Annotated in this window: 10 protein-coding genes and 1 pseudogene; 8 read left to right on the plus strand and 3 right to left on the minus strand. The window is 59.8% G+C overall.

The features are described from left to right. Positions 1-177: 177 nt before the first annotated feature. Positions 178-1632: a tRNA uracil 4-sulfurtransferase ThiI gene (gene thiI / locus ACA054_RS01615; protein ID WP_497687897.1), complete on the plus strand. Its 1455-nt coding sequence runs from the start codon at positions 178-180 to the stop codon at positions 1630-1632. 139 nt (positions 1633-1771) lie between these two features. Then, entirely contained in the window at positions 1772-3592 is a 1821-nt protein-coding gene (gene typA / locus ACA054_RS01620; protein WP_497687898.1) for a translational GTPase TypA, read from the plus strand. 212 nt (positions 3593-3804) lie between these two features. Here typA and ACA054_RS01625 read toward each other — a convergent pair whose 3' ends face one another. After that, complete coding sequence (locus tag ACA054_RS01625) at positions 3805-4245, minus strand: YkgJ family cysteine cluster protein (RefSeq protein ID WP_497637536.1); 441 nt, start codon at positions 4243-4245, stop codon at positions 3805-3807. A 257-nt stretch (positions 4246-4502) separates the two neighbouring features. Between ACA054_RS01625 and ACA054_RS01630 the strand changes: the two genes are divergently transcribed. From ACA054_RS01630 to ACA054_RS01650, 5 genes are all read left to right on the plus strand, one after another. Then, positions 4503-6953 (plus strand): glycogen/starch/alpha-glucan phosphorylase, encoded by a 2451-nt coding sequence (locus ACA054_RS01630; RefSeq protein WP_497687899.1) that lies wholly within the window; start codon positions 4503-4505, stop codon positions 6951-6953. Between the two features lie 156 nt (positions 6954-7109). Continuing rightward, the gene (locus ACA054_RS01635) at positions 7110-10295 is read left to right on the plus strand and encodes a DUF2339 domain-containing protein (protein WP_497687900.1); all 3186 of its coding nucleotides are present in this window, start codon (positions 7110-7112) and stop codon (positions 10293-10295) included. After that, the gene (locus ACA054_RS01640; protein WP_497687901.1) at positions 10292-11671 is read left to right on the plus strand and encodes a DUF3999 domain-containing protein; all 1380 of its coding nucleotides are present in this window, start codon (positions 10292-10294) and stop codon (positions 11669-11671) included. The genes ACA054_RS01635 and ACA054_RS01640 overlap by 4 nt, the downstream gene beginning before the upstream one ends. Positions 11672-11945: 274 nt before the next feature. Then, positions 11946-12956: a class 1 fructose-bisphosphatase gene (locus ACA054_RS01645; RefSeq protein WP_497687902.1), complete on the plus strand. Its 1011-nt coding sequence runs from the start codon at positions 11946-11948 to the stop codon at positions 12954-12956. 3 nt (positions 12957-12959) lie between these two features. Further along, positions 12960-13562 (plus strand): DUF924 family protein, encoded by a 603-nt coding sequence (locus ACA054_RS01650; RefSeq protein WP_497687903.1) that lies wholly within the window; start codon positions 12960-12962, stop codon positions 13560-13562. 117 nt (positions 13563-13679) lie between these two features. Here the strand turns inward: ACA054_RS01650 and ACA054_RS01655 are convergent, their stop codons facing one another. Both ACA054_RS01655 and ACA054_RS01660 read right to left on the minus strand, forming a co-directional pair. Then, entirely contained in the window at positions 13680-14444 is a 765-nt protein-coding gene (locus ACA054_RS01655) for a methyl-accepting chemotaxis protein (RefSeq protein WP_497690229.1), read from the minus strand. Positions 14445-14537: 93 nt separating this feature from the next. Further along, positions 14538-15572, minus strand: a pseudogene (locus ACA054_RS01660) (HAMP domain-containing protein); the annotation flags it as partial. 279 nt (positions 15573-15851) lie between these two features. Between ACA054_RS01660 and ACA054_RS01665 the strand changes: the two are divergent. Next, a complete protein-coding gene (locus ACA054_RS01665) occupies positions 15852-16106 on the plus strand; it encodes a hypothetical protein (RefSeq protein ID WP_431761870.1) in 255 nt (84 codons plus the stop codon). Positions 16107-16116: the final 10 nt, after the last annotated feature.

Below are 16116 nucleotides of genomic sequence, written 5' to 3' on the forward strand. Positions count from 1 at the left end.
TAAGGTGGTAAAGCACCTTAAAGAGGAAAATCTCGCCCTACAATGTGGCGTTCATTTCAATAAATGACCTGTTTTGGTGCATGCAAAACCTTCTGCACATTAACTGGTCAAACCTTGAGCAATTTCCGCTATAATCCGCGCCCCCCTTTTTCGGCAGGCCTCGCGCGCGCTGTTTCCATGAAATTAATCGTAAAAGTCTTTCCAGAGATCACCATCAAGAGCCGCCCGGTACGGATGCGTTTCATCCGCCAGTTGGCCAAGAACATCCGTGCCGTGCTCCGTGACCTGGACCCGGCTGTGGTGGTGAACGGCGTGTGGGACAATCTCGAGCTGGAGACCCGCGTCAGCGAGCCCAAGGCCCTGAAGGAGATGGGCGAGCGCCTGAGCTGCATGCCGGGCATCGCGCATTTCCTGCAGATCGACGAATACCCGCTGGGTGACTTCGATGACATCGTCGAGAAGTGCAAGCAGCACTACGGTGAAGCACTGGCCGGGAAGATCTTTTCGGTACGTTGCAAGCGCGCCGGCAAGCACCCATTCAGCTCGATTGATATCGAGAAATATGTCGGCAGCCAGTTGCGCCGTCAGTGCGGTGCCGCCGGAATCGACCTGAAAAAGCCTGAAATCGAAGTCCGCATCGAAGTTCGCGACCAACGGTTGTTCGTGATCCACAGCCAGCACAATGGTATCGGCGGTTATCCGCTGGGTGCGCTGGAGCAGACGCTGGTGCTGATGTCCGGTGGCTTCGATTCCACCGTCGCGGCCTACCAAATCATGCGCCGTGGCCTGATGGCGCATTTCTGCTTCTTCAACTTGGGTGGACGTGCCCACGAATTGGGCGTCATGGAAGTCGCGCATTTCATCTGGAAGAAGTACGGCAGCTCGCAACGCGTGTTATTTGTCAGTGTGCCGTTCGAGGAAGTGCTGGGGGAAATTCTCGGCAAAGTCGATAACAGTCATATGGGCGTAGTATTGAAGCGTATGATGTTGCGCGCATCTTCGCAGATTGCCGATCGACTGCACATCGACGCGTTGGTCACCGGAGAGGCGATCTCCCAGGTATCGAGCCAGACCCTGCCGAACCTGTCCGTGATCGACTGTGTGACCGACAAGCTGGTCTTGCGTCCGCTGATCGCCAGCCACAAGCAGGACATCATCGACCTGGCCAACGAAATCGGCACCGCCGACTTCGCCAAGCACATGCCGGAGTACTGCGGGGTCATCTCGGTGAATCCCAAGACTGCTGCCAAGCGCCATCGGGTGGAGCACGAAGAGAAAGAATTCGACATGGCAGTCCTTGAGCGTGCGCTCGAGAACGCCAAACTGGTACCGATCGATCGCGTGATCGACGAATTGGGCCAGGATCTGCAAATTGAAGAAGTCAGCGAAGCGCTGGCCGGTCAGATCGTCATCGACATCCGTCATCCGGATGCCACCGAGGATGACCCGCTTGCGCTTTCTGGCATCGAGGTACAAACGATGCCGTTTTATGCACTGAACGCTCGTTTCAAGGAACTGGACCCTACTCGCCAGTACCTGCTTTATTGCGACAAAGGCGTGATGAGTCGCCTGCATGCCCACCATTTGCTCAGTGAGGGACATGCCAATGTGCGCGTTTATCGACCGAGCTAAGTGCCCGGGGCTGTTTGCCTGTGGCTTGCGTCACCGGCCCCCCGACGCCGCCGTCAAGCTGTAACGGCAAGGCCTGACTCTACTGTAAATCGCTGCCAAGACTTGTCAGCGCACCGAATCCTCTGATCGAGATACACAAGTGATCGAAAATCTACGCAACATCGCCATCATTGCTCACGTTGACCATGGTAAAACCACCCTGGTAGACAAACTCCTGCGTCAATCCGGCACCCTGGAGCGCAACGAGCTCAACGACGAGCGCGTGATGGACTCCAACGACCAGGAAAAAGAGCGCGGTATTACCATCCTGGCGAAAAACACCGCCATCAACTGGAACGGCTTCCACATCAACATCGTGGACACCCCGGGCCACGCCGACTTCGGCGGCGAAGTAGAACGCGTAATGTCGATGGTCGACTCCGTTCTGCTGCTGGTTGACGCTCAAGACGGCCCTATGCCGCAAACCCGTTTCGTGACCAAGAAGGCTTTCGAAGCCGGCCTGCGTCCGATCGTGTGCATCAACAAGGTTGACCGTCCAGGCGCGCGTCCGGACTGGGTTCTGGACCAGATTTTCGACCTGTTCGACAACCTGGGTGCTACCGAAGAACAGCTGGACTTCCAGGTGATCTACGCCTCTGCCCTGAACGGCATTGCCGGTCTGGAACACACCGCCATGGCGGAAGACATGACCCCGCTGTACCAGGCGATCGTTGACCACGTTCCACCACCGAAGGTTGACCGTGAAGGTCCGTTCCAGATGCAAATCTCGGCACTGGACTACAACAGCTTCCTGGGTGTTATCGGCGTTGGCCGTATCGCTCGTGGTAGCGTCAAGCCGAACACCCCGGTTGTCGCTATCGGCGCCGATGGCAAGAAGCGTAACGGTCGTATCCTGAAGCTGATGGGTCACCACGGTCTGCACCGTGTAGACGTTGAAGAAGCTTTTGCAGGCGACATCGTGTGCGTGAGCGGTATGGACTCGCTGTTCATCTCCGACACCCTGTGCCAGCCGGATACTGTCGAGGCGATGAAGCCTCTGACCGTTGACGAGCCAACTGTTTCCATGACCTTCCAGGTAAACGACTCGCCATTCTGCGGTAAAGAAGGCAAGTTCGTGACTTCCCGTAACATCAAGGAACGTCTGGACAAAGAGCTGCTGTACAACGTTGCACTGCGCGTTGAAGAAGGCGACTCGGCTGACAAGTTCAAGGTTTCCGGCCGTGGCGAACTGCACCTCTCGGTACTGATCGAAACCATGCGTCGCGAAGGCTTCGAAATGGCTGTAGGCCGTCCGGAAGTGATCATCCGTCTGGTTGACGGCGTGAAGCACGAACCGTACGAAAACGTCACCATCGACCTGCCGGAAGAATCCCAAGGCAAGGTGATGGAAGAGATGGGCCTGCGTAAGGGCGACCTGACCAACATGGTGCCGGATGGCAAGGGCCGTGTACGTCTGGAATACAACATCCCTGCTCGTGGTCTGATCGGTTTCCGTAACCAGTTCCTGACCCTGACCAACGGTGCTGGCATCCTGACCTCGATCTTCGACCGTTACGACGTGATGAAGTCCGGCGACATGTCCGGCCGTCAGAACGGCGTTCTGGTTTCGGTTGAAACCGGCAAGGCACTGACCTACTCCCTGGAAACCCTGCAGGCGCGTGGCAAGCTGTTCGTTGAACACGGTCAGGAAATCTACAACGGTCAGATCGTTGGTCTGAACAGCCGTGACAACGACCTGGGCGTAAACCCTACCAAGGGCAAGAAGCTCGACAACATGCGTGCTTCGGGTAAAGACGAAACCATCGCCCTGGTTCCACCTGTTCGCTTCACCCTGGAACAGGCTCTGGAATTCATCCAGGACGACGAGCTGTGCGAAGTCACTCCTAAGTCCATCCGTCTTCGCAAGAAGATCCTGGACGAAAGCGAGCGTACCCGCGCTGCCAAGAAAGCCAAGGCGTAACACTTAGCCCCGGCTGAACAAAAACGCCCCCGGTCGAGAGACCGGGGGCGTTTTTGTTTGTCTGGGGTTTGTGCGGTGCCAGTTCCGGCCCCATCGCGAGCAAGCTCGCTCCCACAGGTTTTAATTCTGAATACAGATTCTATGAACGACACAAAACTCTGTGGGAGCGAGCTTGCTCGCGATGAGGCCCGGTCAGGCAGCGAGATTCTGAATCAGAATTTCTCGAGGGTCCGACGGCTACTGCTCTCACGCACCACTTCTTTCGGCTTATAAGCGCAATACCCCGGCCGCGGGCCGATTTTCGGGTGGTTGCGGCAGGTATCCGGGCGCTTTTCATAAATAGTGCACAGACGGCTCTTACGATCCAGGTACAGGCAATCGTTGTTGCTCATGCGCTGGAGGGTGAAGATCTCGGACTTCTGGTTGTAGCGCTCGACGATCCCTTCCTTTTGCAGGCGCTTGGCGATGTTTTTTGGCGGGTCGCCGCGTTCGAACTCATCGACGATGCCGATGCGGATCAGGTCCTTGATCTTGACCTCGACCGGCAGGGTGCAACAGCTCGATAGGCAGGAGCCGCACATTGGGGCAGAGTACTTGGCCCAGGTATCGAGTCGGTCGATCTCCGCGGCGGCGATCAGGTTGGGCTTCATCATCGGTTGTTACCAGCGTGTGCATCAGGGCGCGCGATCATACCGGGACTGGTGGATTTTTGAACAACCTTTCGCCAGTTTTTTTTACGGGCACCCAGGCAGCACCGCTAATCCGGCACGGCCCCTGCATTGAATCAGGTACACGACAATGTATTGCCGGCCTAATGCGCATTAACAGGAAAAACTGCCGAACCAGAGTCTATACCGTCTGTCAGACCGTCTAGTCTCAGACAATTCCAAGCTCGCTCGAGGTCCTATCGATGACTCAAGAACCACTTGTTCGCGAAGCAGAGGTGGCCGCATTTCGCGACGCCGTCTTGACCAAACTCACCTACGCGGTGGGCAAAGACCCGGATCACGCCTTCGACCATGACTGGTTCGAAGCCATTGCCCTGGCAGCGCGTGATCATATGGTCGAGCACTGGATGGACCACACTCGGCAGATTTACCGCAAAGGACAGAAGCGGGTTTATTACCTCTCCCTGGAATTCCTGATCGGCCGGCTGCTCTACGACAGCCTGAGCAATCTCGGCCTGCTCGACGTGGCACGCGAAGCCCTGACCGAACTCGGCGTCGACCTTGAACGCATCCGGCTGCTGGAGCCCGACGCGGCGTTGGGTAACGGTGGTCTCGGACGACTGGCGGCGTGCTTCATGGAAAGCATGTCGACCCTGGGCATCGCGGGTCATGGCTACGGCATTCGTTACGAGCACGGCTTGTTCCGTCAGGCCGTCGTCGACGGCTGGCAACAGGAGCAGACCGAACACTGGCTGGATTTCGGCAACCCGTGGGAGTTCGAACGGCCGGAAGTGGTTTACACAATCGGCTTTGGCGGCGGTGTCGAGACCGTGACCGATGAAGCCGGCAAGTCCAAGCAAGTCTGGCACCCGGCGGAAACCGTGCGGGGCATTGCCTATGACACGCCGGTGGTCGGTTGGCGCGGGGCAAGCGTGAACACTTTGCGGCTGTGGCGCGCACGGGCCATGGAAGATTTGCACCTGGAACGCTTCAATGCCGGTGACCACTTGGGGGCGGTGGCAGAAGTGGCCCGGGCCGAAAGTATCTCGCGGGTACTCTACCCGGCAGACAGCACCGAGGCCGGCCAGGAACTGCGGTTGCGCCAGGAATACTTCTTCGTCGCCGCATCCCTGCAGGACTTGCTGCGTCGCCATCGCAACATGCACACCTCGGTGCTGACCCTGGGCGATCACGCGGCGATCCAGCTCAACGATACCCACCCCTCGATTGCCGTGGCCGAGTTGATGCGCCAATTGGTCGATGTCTACGACGTGGCATGGGATGCGGCGTGGCAGGTCACGGTCGATACGCTTTCCTACACCAACCACACCTTGCTGCCCGAGGCGCTGGAAACCTGGCCGGTGGGTCTGATGGAGCGCATGCTGCCACGGCACATGCAGATCATTTACCTGATCAACGCCCAGCACATCGACTCGCTGCGGGCCAAGGGCATCCACGATTTCGACGTGCTGCGCGCGGTGTCATTGATCGAGGAAGACAACGGTCGACGCGTGCGCATGGGCAACCTGGCGTTCCTCGGCTCCCACAGTGTCAACGGCGTATCCGGCTTGCACACGCAATTGATGCGCAAGACGGTGTTTTCCGAGCTGCACAAGCTTTATCCGCAACGGATCAACAATAAGACCAACGGCATCACGTTCCGCCGCTGGCTGTACCAGGCCAACCCGGAACTGACCTCGATGCTGGTCGATGCCCTTGGCCCGGACCTGCTGGACAAGCCCGAGGAGCGCTTGATCGACCTGCAGCCGTTCGCCGATAAGCCCGCGTTCCGCAAGGCGTTCGCCGAACAGCGTCTGCACAGCAAAAAGGCCCTGGCCTACCTGATTCATGAGCGATTGGGGGTGGCGGTCAACCCGGCGGCGATGTTCGACGTGCAGGTCAAGAGGATCCACGAATACAAGCGCCAACTGCTCAACCTGATGCACACCGTGGCGTTGTACCAGGCGATTCGTGCCGAACCTGAAATCGACTGGGTGCCACGGGTGAAGATCTTCGCCGGTAAAGCGGCGGCCAGTTATCACCAGGCCAAGTTGATCATCAAGCTGACGAACGACATCGCCCGGGTGGTGAACAACGACCCGACCGTACGCGGGTTGCTCAAGGTCGTGTTCCTGCCCAACTACAACGTCAGCCTGGCGGAGAGCATCATTCCGGCGGCGGATCTGTCCGAGCAGATCTCCACTGCCGGCTTTGAAGCCTCGGGCACCAGCAACATGAAATTCGGCCTCAACGGTGCATTGACCATCGGCACGCTGGACGGTGCCAACGTGGAGATGTCCGAGCGCATCGGCGTCGAGAACATGTTCATCTTTGGTCTCAGCGCCCAGCAGGTTGAAGCGCGCAAGCAGAACCACGAGTTTAGCGCGGTGCCGGACATTGCCGCGTCCCATCGACTCAATGATGTGTTGCAAGCCATTCGCGGCGGGGTGTTCTCGCCGGATGATCCATCCCGTTACACCGGGCTGATCGATTCGTTGGTGGACTATGACCGCTTCCTGGTCTGTGCCGATTTCGATTCTTACTGGAATGCGCAAATGCGCGTCGAAGCCCTTTGGCACGATTCCCAGGAATGGTGGCGATCGGCGGTGTTGAGCACCTCGCGGATGGGCTGGTTTTCGTCAGACCGGACGATTCGTGAGTACGCGACGGATATCTGGAAGGCGTTGGAGTAAGTCTGCGGTCGGATCGATATACTGGGCGCGCAGCAAAAGATCGCAGCCTCCGGCAGCTCCTTCAGGTGAATGCAAATCCCTGTAGGAGCTGCCGGAGGCTGCGATCTTTTTGGAGGCTACGCTAATCTTTTCGGATTGCGCTTAGGGATATCGACCATGCAATGGATGTTCATGCTGATGGGCCTGGTGCTCGGCTGGGTGCTCGACGAGTCATTCAGCGATGCGCTGTTGGGCGCATTGCTTGGTTTGGGCATTGGTCAGGCCATTCGCATCGGTCGTCTGGACACCCAGGCTGTCGAGGAACGTCGCCTGCTTGAACAGGCGCAGCTTGCGCTGCAGGCGGTCGAGCAACGTTTGGCCGTGCTCGAGGGCACTGGGTTCAAGGCGCCTCAAGCCAGCGCAGCCGTTGCAGTTCCTGAAAGGGTTGTCGCTCAAACCCCCGTCGAAACCCCGGAACTGATCTGGGAATTGCCGCCCGAACTTGAACCGGTCGCCGCTGCGGCGCAGCCCTTCGATGCCTGGAAATCAGCGCCCGCCGACCGCGAACCTCAAGCCCCCGCCAACCCTCGTGGACCTGGCTTTATCGAGCGCGCCATCAACGCTGCACGTGCGTGGCTATTGGGCGGCAACACCGTGCTGCGGGTCGGTGTGGTGCTGTTGTTCCTCGGCCTGGCCTTCCTGCTGCGCTACGCCACCGAGGGCATGGTGGTGCCGATCGAGTTGCGCTATGCCGGTGTCGCGGGGGTTGCGTTGGGCCTGCTCGGCCTCGGTTGGTGGCTGCGATCGCGTAACAACAATTACGCCTTGATGCTGCAAGGAGCCGCAATCGCCGTGCTGTACCTGACGGTGTTTGCCGCGATGCGCCTGCATCCGTTGCTCGATCCTTCGGCGGCGTTTGGTCTGTTGGTGGCGGTGACGGTGTTTTCGGCGATTCTGGCCATTACCCAGGATGCACTGGGCCTGGCTGCCGCCGCCGCGTTGGGCGGATTCGCCGCGCCCCTGCTGGCTTCCACGGGTGCCGGCAGTCACGTCGCGCTGTTCAGTTACTTCGCCTTGCTCAACGCGGGCATCCTCGTTATCGCCTGGTTCAAAACCTGGCGTCTGCTCAATGTCATCGGCTTCACCGGCACCTTCGGTATCGGGTTCGCCTGGGGCTTGCGCTCCTATACGCCAGAGTTGCTGTGGAGCACCGAGCCGTTCCTGATTCTGTTCTTCGTGATGTACCTGGCCATCGGCTTGTTGTTCGCCCGGCACAAATTGCTGCAGATGCGCGACGCGCCCGAGGATGACGACCGCAAAGCGCTGTTGCGCTGGTCAGCGCGCAAGGGCGACTACGTCGATGGCACGCTGCTGTTTGGTCCGCCGTTGGTTGGCTTTGGGCTGCAATTCGCCCTGGTTCAGCATCTGCAGTTCGCCGCCGCGTTCAGCGCACTGGCGCTTGGCATGATCTACATGGGCCTGGCTCGTTTGCTGATGGGTGGGCGAGCACTGCTGTTGGCGGAAACCTGCCTGGCGCTGGGCGTGATTTTCACCAGCCTGGCGATTCCCCTGGGGCTGGATGCGCGGTGGACGAGCGCGGCATGGGCAGTAGAAGGCGCGGGGATTTTCTGGCTGGGCCTGCGCCAGCAACGTCCGTTCGCCCGAGCGTTTGCCTTGTTGTTGCAAGCGGGCGCGGCGCTGGTATTTCTCAATGAACTGCGCAGCGGCGAGAGCAGCCTGCTGGACGGCACGCCGCTGGGGGCGTTGATGCTCGGCGGCGCACTGCTGTTCAGTTTTCATCAGTTACACAAGGCCTTGCCCGGGCGGATTTCGTCTTGGGAGCGCCATGTCCTGCCGGTCCTGGCAGCTCTCGGCCTGACGTTTGTCTACTTGCTGGCGCCGATGTTCTTTTTCGCCCATGGCACGTCAATCTGTTGGGCATTAGCCGGGCTGCTGACGTTGTTCGTCGGTTTGCGCCTGCTCTCGCCCACGTTCCTGTTGAGCGCATTTGTCGTTCAGTTGCTGGGTGGTGTGTTGTTCCTGGTGGCTGAACCCCTGGCCAGCGAAGACTTGCGGCCGTTGGCCCATGCTGGATTCTGGTCACCACTGATGCTGGGCCTGGTCGCGTTGATCGGGGCGTGGCGTTTGCAGGTCGGCTTTCCTGTCACGGCGATCGATGGTGTGAACCTGCAGCGCTTGTCCCGGGTGTTGCTGGCTTGGGGCGCGGGGTGGTGGGCGCTGGCCTGGGTCAGTGAAGTGCTGCTGTTTGCACCGGTTCCCCTGCAGGCAACGTTGATGCTGGCGGCCGCGGCAATCAATGTGGCGCTGTGGGCAGTGTTGGCGCTGCGCCTGACGTGGCCCGCGCTGGGCGTGCTCTGCGCCTTGCTGATCCCGGCCGCCGGCCTGGTGTTGCTCGCCGCTTGGCATCCGCAGTTTCATCCGGCGGCCAACGTCGGCTGGCTGTCGTGGGCCGTGGTGTTCGTCGTGCATTTCATGTCCCTGCGACGCTTGGCGCCAATGCTGCCAACCGCTGTACTGAGTAGCGCTCACGTACTCGGGTGCTGGCTGCTGATCGGTGTGCTGGCCCTGGAGCTGCGCTATGGCTTGCTGCTGTTGTCCGAGCAATACAACGCCTGGCGCTGGCTGGGGTGGGCGCTACTGCCGAGCCTCTATCTGGTGCTGATGGCGGCACCGCGTGCCTGGCCCTGGCCGGTGTCGGCCTACGCTCGCGAATACCGAGTGTATGCCGCCGCGCCCTTGGCATTGTTGATGCTGAGCTGGTTCTGGCTGGCCAATATCGTCAGTGATGGCACGGCTGAGCCCTTGCCCTATTTGCCGCTGGTCAACCCGCTGGAATTGGGCCTGCTGTTTGCGTTGTTCGGTGTCTACGCGTGGTCCCGCAGCGAGGCGGCGCGACTGACGATCCGCAGGAGCTACGCCGCTGCGGTGCAACTGATCGTCGGTGTTTCGCTGTTCATGTTCTTCACTGCCCTGGTGATGCGCACGGCTCACCATTGGAGCGGCGTGCCGTACGAGCTGGAGGCCTTGCTTGAATCCATGCGGGTCCAGGCCGGCCTGTCCATCGTCTGGACCTTGATGGCGCTAGGTTTGATGATTGGTGGCCATTTGCGTCATCGCCGTGAAGTCTGGTTGATCGGGGCGGCCCTGATCGGCGTGGTGGTGGCGAAACTGTTCTTTGTGGAATTGAGCAACCGTGGCGGGCTGGCGCGGATCGTGTCGTTTATCGGCGTTGGTGTGTTGCTATTGGTGGTGGGCTATTTCGCCCCTTTGCCACCCAAGCGCGTTGAAACTGTGGCGGACTCCGAGAAACCGGCGCCGCAAACCGAAGGAGTGTCGTCTTGAGTCAGAAGCTGAACCGGGTCTGGTTGGGCGTCGTTGCAATGGGCATGGCACTGTCTGTCTCTACCCAGGAAATACGCGCCCAGGAAACACCGGCGGACTTCGCCACGCAAGTGCCGTTGTCCGTGAGTGGTGAAGGTCCATGGTATCGCCTTGAGCTGTCCCTGGCCGTGCAACTGAGCGCACGGCAGACCGATCTCAGTGATGTGCGCGTGTTCAACGCCGCTGGCGAACCGCAAGCCTATGCCCTGTCACGGGCAAGCGCCCAAGCTGACGACAACCGCACGCTGACTGACGTCAAATGGTTCCCCCTGTACGACTCGGCGGACGCCACCGGGCATGCCCCGAGCGTGCGGGTGCAAGCGAGCGCCAATGGCACCCTGGTCCAGGTGCAGCCGTCCACTGAGCTGGAGGTGGGTGAGGAAGCGTTGCGTGGCTGGCTACTGGACGCCAGTGGCATCAAGGCGCCGTTGCAGCAGCTGATTCTCGACTGGACCAGTGAGCGTGATGGCTTCCAGCGGTTCAGCATCGAGGCCAGCGACGATTTGCTGTATTGGCAGTCCTGGGGCGAGGGGCAACTGGCGCGGCTGACGTTTGCCGATGAACGGGTCGAGCAGCATGAGGTCAGCCTGCCGGGGCAGTCGGCACGCTATCTGCGCTTGCTGTGGAACACGCCGCAATTGGCACCGATACTGACATCGGCGCAGTTGCAAAGCGTGCGCAGCTTGCCGCTGCCGTTGGTCTGGTCCCAGGCGCTGGACGGCAGCAGCGTGAAGGCGGGTGAATACACCTGGCAATTACCCAGGGTGCTCAACGTCGAGCGTCTGCAGGTCGAGTTGAGTCAACCCAACAGCCTGGCGCCGGTCATCCTGTCTGGGCGTCGCGACAGCAGCTTGCCGTGGCAACCGTTGAGCAGTGGCTTACTCTATCGCCTGAGCCAGAATGGCCAGGACGTGGTGCAGGACCAATTGCAGTTGTCGGGGCAAGCCGTACAGCAGTTGAAACTGACCGTGGATGAACGCGGCGGTGGCCTCGGCGCACAGGCGCCAACGGTGAAGTTTGCCGTGCGGGCGACGCAATTGGTGTTTCTGGCGCGGGGGCCTGGGCCTTATAGGTTGGCGTTGGGCAATGCGACGGTGAAGGCGGCGAGCTTGCCGTTGTCGACGCTGATTCCGGATTACAGCGCGGCGAAGCTGGCGACGTTGGGCCGGGCGTCGGTCGAGGGTGGCGCGCCGGTTGCCCCGATGGTGTCGACAGTGCCGGCATCCGTGGGCATCGACTGGAAGAAATTCGGCCTGTGGGCGGTGTTGCTGCTTGGCGTGTTGTTTCTGGCGGCAATGGCGTTCAGTCTGCTGCGCAAGCCGCCAGCCAATTCCTGAGAATGGCTGGCGCTTCGCGCCATTCGCGAGCAGGCTCGCTCCCACAGGAGTATGCGTTCCAATGTGGGAGCGAGCCTGCTCGCGAATGCGATCGATCAGTCAATAAAAGTACTGATATGACCGCTGCTTTCCGGCTCACATCCAGCGCATTTCCTACTACGCTGAACCCCGCACATGAACTCTCTTCAGCCGATCACGTCTGATAGGAGGAAATGCGCCCCGACTCGCGTTAAACTGCGCGGGTTTTTAGTCCCCCATTCCACCGGAGCCTTCCATGTCCCGCGTTACCTTGAGTCGCTATTTGATTGAGCAGACCCGCAGCAACAACACTCCTGCCGATCTGCGCTTCCTGATCGAAGTGGTGGCGCGTGCTTGCAAGGAGATCAACCACGCCGTGTCCAAAGGCGCCCTCGGCGGCGTTCTGGGCAGCATGGGCACCGAAAATGTCCAGGGCGAAGTGCAGAAGAAGCTTGACGTGATCTCCAACGAGATCCTGCTCGAGGCCAACGAATGGGGCGGTCACCTGGCCGGCATGGCGTCCGAAGAAATGGACAACGCCTACCAGATCCCGGGCAAATACCCGAAAGGCGCGTACCTGTTGGTATTCGACCCGCTGGACGGTTCGTCGAACATCGACATCAACGCCCCGGTCGGCACCATCTTCTCGGTACTGCGTTGCCCGAACGAATACCTGAGCCAGAACGAGCCCTTGAATGAAAAGGCTTTCCTGCAGCCAGGTACCCAGCAAGTGGCCGCCGGTTACGCGATCTACGGTCCTCAGACCATGTTGATCCTGACCCTGGGCGACGGCGTGAAAGGTTTCACTCTGGACCGTGAAATGGGCAGTTTCGTACTGACCCACGAAAACATCAGCATTCCTGAAGCCACCCAGGAATTCGCCATCAACGCGTCCAACCAGCGTCACTGGGAAGCACCGGTACAGCGCTACGTTGGCGAACTGCTGGCAGGCGATGAAGGCCCGCTGAAAAAGAACTACAACATGCGCTGGGTCGCCGCGATGGTTGCCGACGTGCACCGTATCCTGACCCGTGGCGGTCTGTTCATGTACCCACGCGACAGCCGCGAACCATCGAAGCCGGGCAAACTGCGCCTGATGTACGAGGCCAACCCGATGTCGTTCCTGGTGGAACAAGCGGGCGGCGCGTCCACAGATGGTCACCAGCGCATTCTCGACATCCAGCCTGAAGGTCTGCACCAGCGCGTAGCGGTGTTCCTCGGTTCGAAAGAAGAAGTCGCACGCGTTACGGCTTACCACAAGGAATAAACCATGAACGCGCCCTGGCAGCCGTTGCTCGATTGGTGGTTCGGTACAGCCGAAACAGCCAGGGCAATCGCGGCTGACAAGGGCAAGTTGTGGTTCGGCAAGCGTGACAGCCAGGACCTCGAGGCGCGTGAGCGTTTCGGGGACCAGGTCGAGCAGGCTCTGGCCGGCGGATTGACCGAGTGGATGCAACGTCCCGAAGGTTGGCTGGCACTAGTGCTGTTGCTTGATCAACTCCCGCGCATGATCTTTCGCGACACCCCCAAAGCCTTTTCCGGTGATCTGCGGGCCCAGAAGTTGGTCGCCCAAGGCATTGCTGCGGATTTTGATCGGCAGTTACCACCTATTCAGCGAGTGTTTATCTACCTGGTATTCGAGCACAGCGAGAATCTCGCGGTCCAGAACGAAGGCGTCTCGCGCCACATCGATCTACTTGCGCAACAACCGGAAACTGATCGGGCATTGTTTGCCGATTATCTGGATTTTGCCGAGCGGCATCAGAAGGTGATTGCGCAGTTCGGACGGTTCCCGCATCGCAATGCGGTGTTGGGGCGCGAGTCGACGGCTGAGGAGTTGGAGTTTCTCTCCAAGCCGGGGTCAAGGTTCTAATTTTGCTTTGTTGCTGAATCCGTCATCGCGAGCAAGCTCGCTCCCACAGGGATCTTTGTCGCACTGGAGATCCAATGTGGGAGCGAGCTTGCTCGCGATGAGGCCGGTGAGAGCACCTTAGATCCGGAAACTACCCACCAACTGCTTCAACCGCGCCGCCTGCCGCTCAAGATCCGCACACGCGCGCAAAGTCGACTGCAGGTTCTCCACACCTTCCTGGTTCAGCGTATTGATCTCGGTGATGTCGACGTTGATCGATTCCACCACGGCCGTCTGCTCTTCCGTCGCCGTGGCCACGGATTGGTTCATGCCGTCGATCTCGCCGATGCGCTGGGTCACGCTGCCCAAGCGCTCGCCGGCCTGGTTGGCGATGCCAACGCTGCTTTCACTCTGGCGCTGGCTGTCGGTCATGATGGTTACCGCTTCCCTGGCGCCGACTTGCAGTTCCTCGATCATCTTCTGCACTTGCTGCGCCGAGTCCTGCGTGCGGTGGGCGAGGTTGCGTACTTCGTCGGCGACCACCGCAAAACCACGTCCGGCTTCACCGGCGCGCGCGGCTTCAATCGCCGCGTTGAGCGCCAGCAGGTTGGTCTGCTGGGAGATGCTGGTGATCACTTCCAGAATCTGCCCGATGTTGACAGTGTTGCTGTTGAGCGTCTCGATGTTGCCGCACGAGTCGCTGATCTTTGCCGACAGCTGGTGCATCGCCGAGATGGTTTTATCCACAACTTGCTGACCCTCTTCGGCCAACGCGCGCGCATCGCTCGAATGCTGCGAGGCGAGGGCGGCGTTCTGGGCGATTTCCTGGGCAGCGGCGCCGAGCTCGTTGATCGCCGCGGCCACACTGCTGGTGCGCGAGGCTTGCTGGTCGGAGTTGAACATCGACGAATTGGACGCGGCGACAACGCGTAGGGCCACTTCGTTGACCTGGCCCGTGGCCGAGGACACTTCGCTGATCGAGGTGTGGATGCGTTCGACGAAACGGTTGAACGACAGCCCCAGTGCGCCGAATTCGTCATGGCCGTGGATGGTCAGGCGTTTGGTCAGGTCACCTTCGCCTTCGGCGATGTCGTGCATGGCACGGCCCATGGTCAGCAACGGCTGCATCAGGAAACTGATCAACATGCCCAGCAACGTGATGATGATCACCACTGCAATCACCATGGCGATGATCGCCGAGGTGCGGAATTCGCTCAGCATCGAGAACGCGGTGTCCTGGTCCAGCACCAGTGCCACGTACCAATCTGCGGACGGCACGCCGTTGACATGGGTGAAGGAGATGAACTGGCTTTTGCCATCGATCTCGACTTCTTTCATGCCCGGGCTGACTTGCGGCGCACCGTTGGGGTAAGCGTCGGTGAGGTTCTTGAGCACCCATTTGCTGTCCGGGTGAATCAGGATCTTGCCGTCGGCGCCCACGATGAAGGCATGGCCGTGGCCGCCGAAGTTCAGCGAGTTGATGATCGCACTGACGCTGGACAGGTCGATGTCGGCGCCAGCAACGCCAATCATCTGGCCCTGGCGCTGAACCGGAGTGGCCACCGTGATCACCAGCTTGCCGGAAGACGCGGCGATGTACGGTTCAGTGACGATGGTCTGTTGTGCGCTGTTGGCAGCCTTGTACCAGCCGCGGGCGCGAGGGTCGTAGTCTGGCGCGCGATTGCCCGCCGGGACCGAGAACATCACGCCATCGGCGCCACCGAAGTAACTCAGCTGGAAATTGCCGATGTAGGCGGGCAGGTCGATGATGCGTTTCAGGCTGGCAGGGGCATTACCGTCGGCGCTGACCTGCTGGGCCATTGATTGAAGCAACTGCATGCGGCTTTCCAGCCAGGTCTGGATGTTGCTGGTGGTCAGGCTGCCAAGTTCCTGCATCGAGGCTTCGGTGCTGCTACGCAAGGTCTGCCGCTGGCGATAGTCGTTGAACAGGATGAAACAAGCGAATGCGACAGCCACCACGAGGGCAGCAGCCAACAAGATCTTGTGGCTGAATTTCATGTTTCTGGTCATTGGATGAGCTACCGCAGGAGATCTGGTCAACAAAAGGGTGGCAAATGTCACGGACGTGGCTTTGCGTTGCCTATATGTCGACTGAGCGGCGCCAAAGATTAGGCGTTTTATGCAAAAACCGACGAAATACCCGGCAGCAAAACGAAGTGGTTGATAATTCGCGAAAAGGTAGACGAGCGGCCTTATAAATAGCCCGTCGGGCAGGGAACCAGACAGGGGTTTTCTCTTCTAAGGTTCAGCTTGGCAGTCATGCCAATCCCTTCGTCCGTGGAGTTTCACATGTCGCTGCGATCCATCGCCCTGCTGTCGTTTTGCGTGTTGTTGGCTGCGTGCAGCAAGGTCAATCAGGAAAACTACTCGAAGCTGTCGTCAGGAATGGCCAAGGCCGAGGTTGAGACCCTGTTGGGCAAACCCGCCGATTGCTCAGGCGCGCTCGGCATGTCCAGTTGCACATGGGGCGACAAGAACAGCTTTATCAGCGTGCAGTTCGCCGGTGACAAAGTGTTGATGTTTTCCGGCCAAGGCCTGAAGTAAACCGGGGCCA

It is taken from the genome of Pseudomonas sp. LBUM1653 (assembly GCF_059716115.1).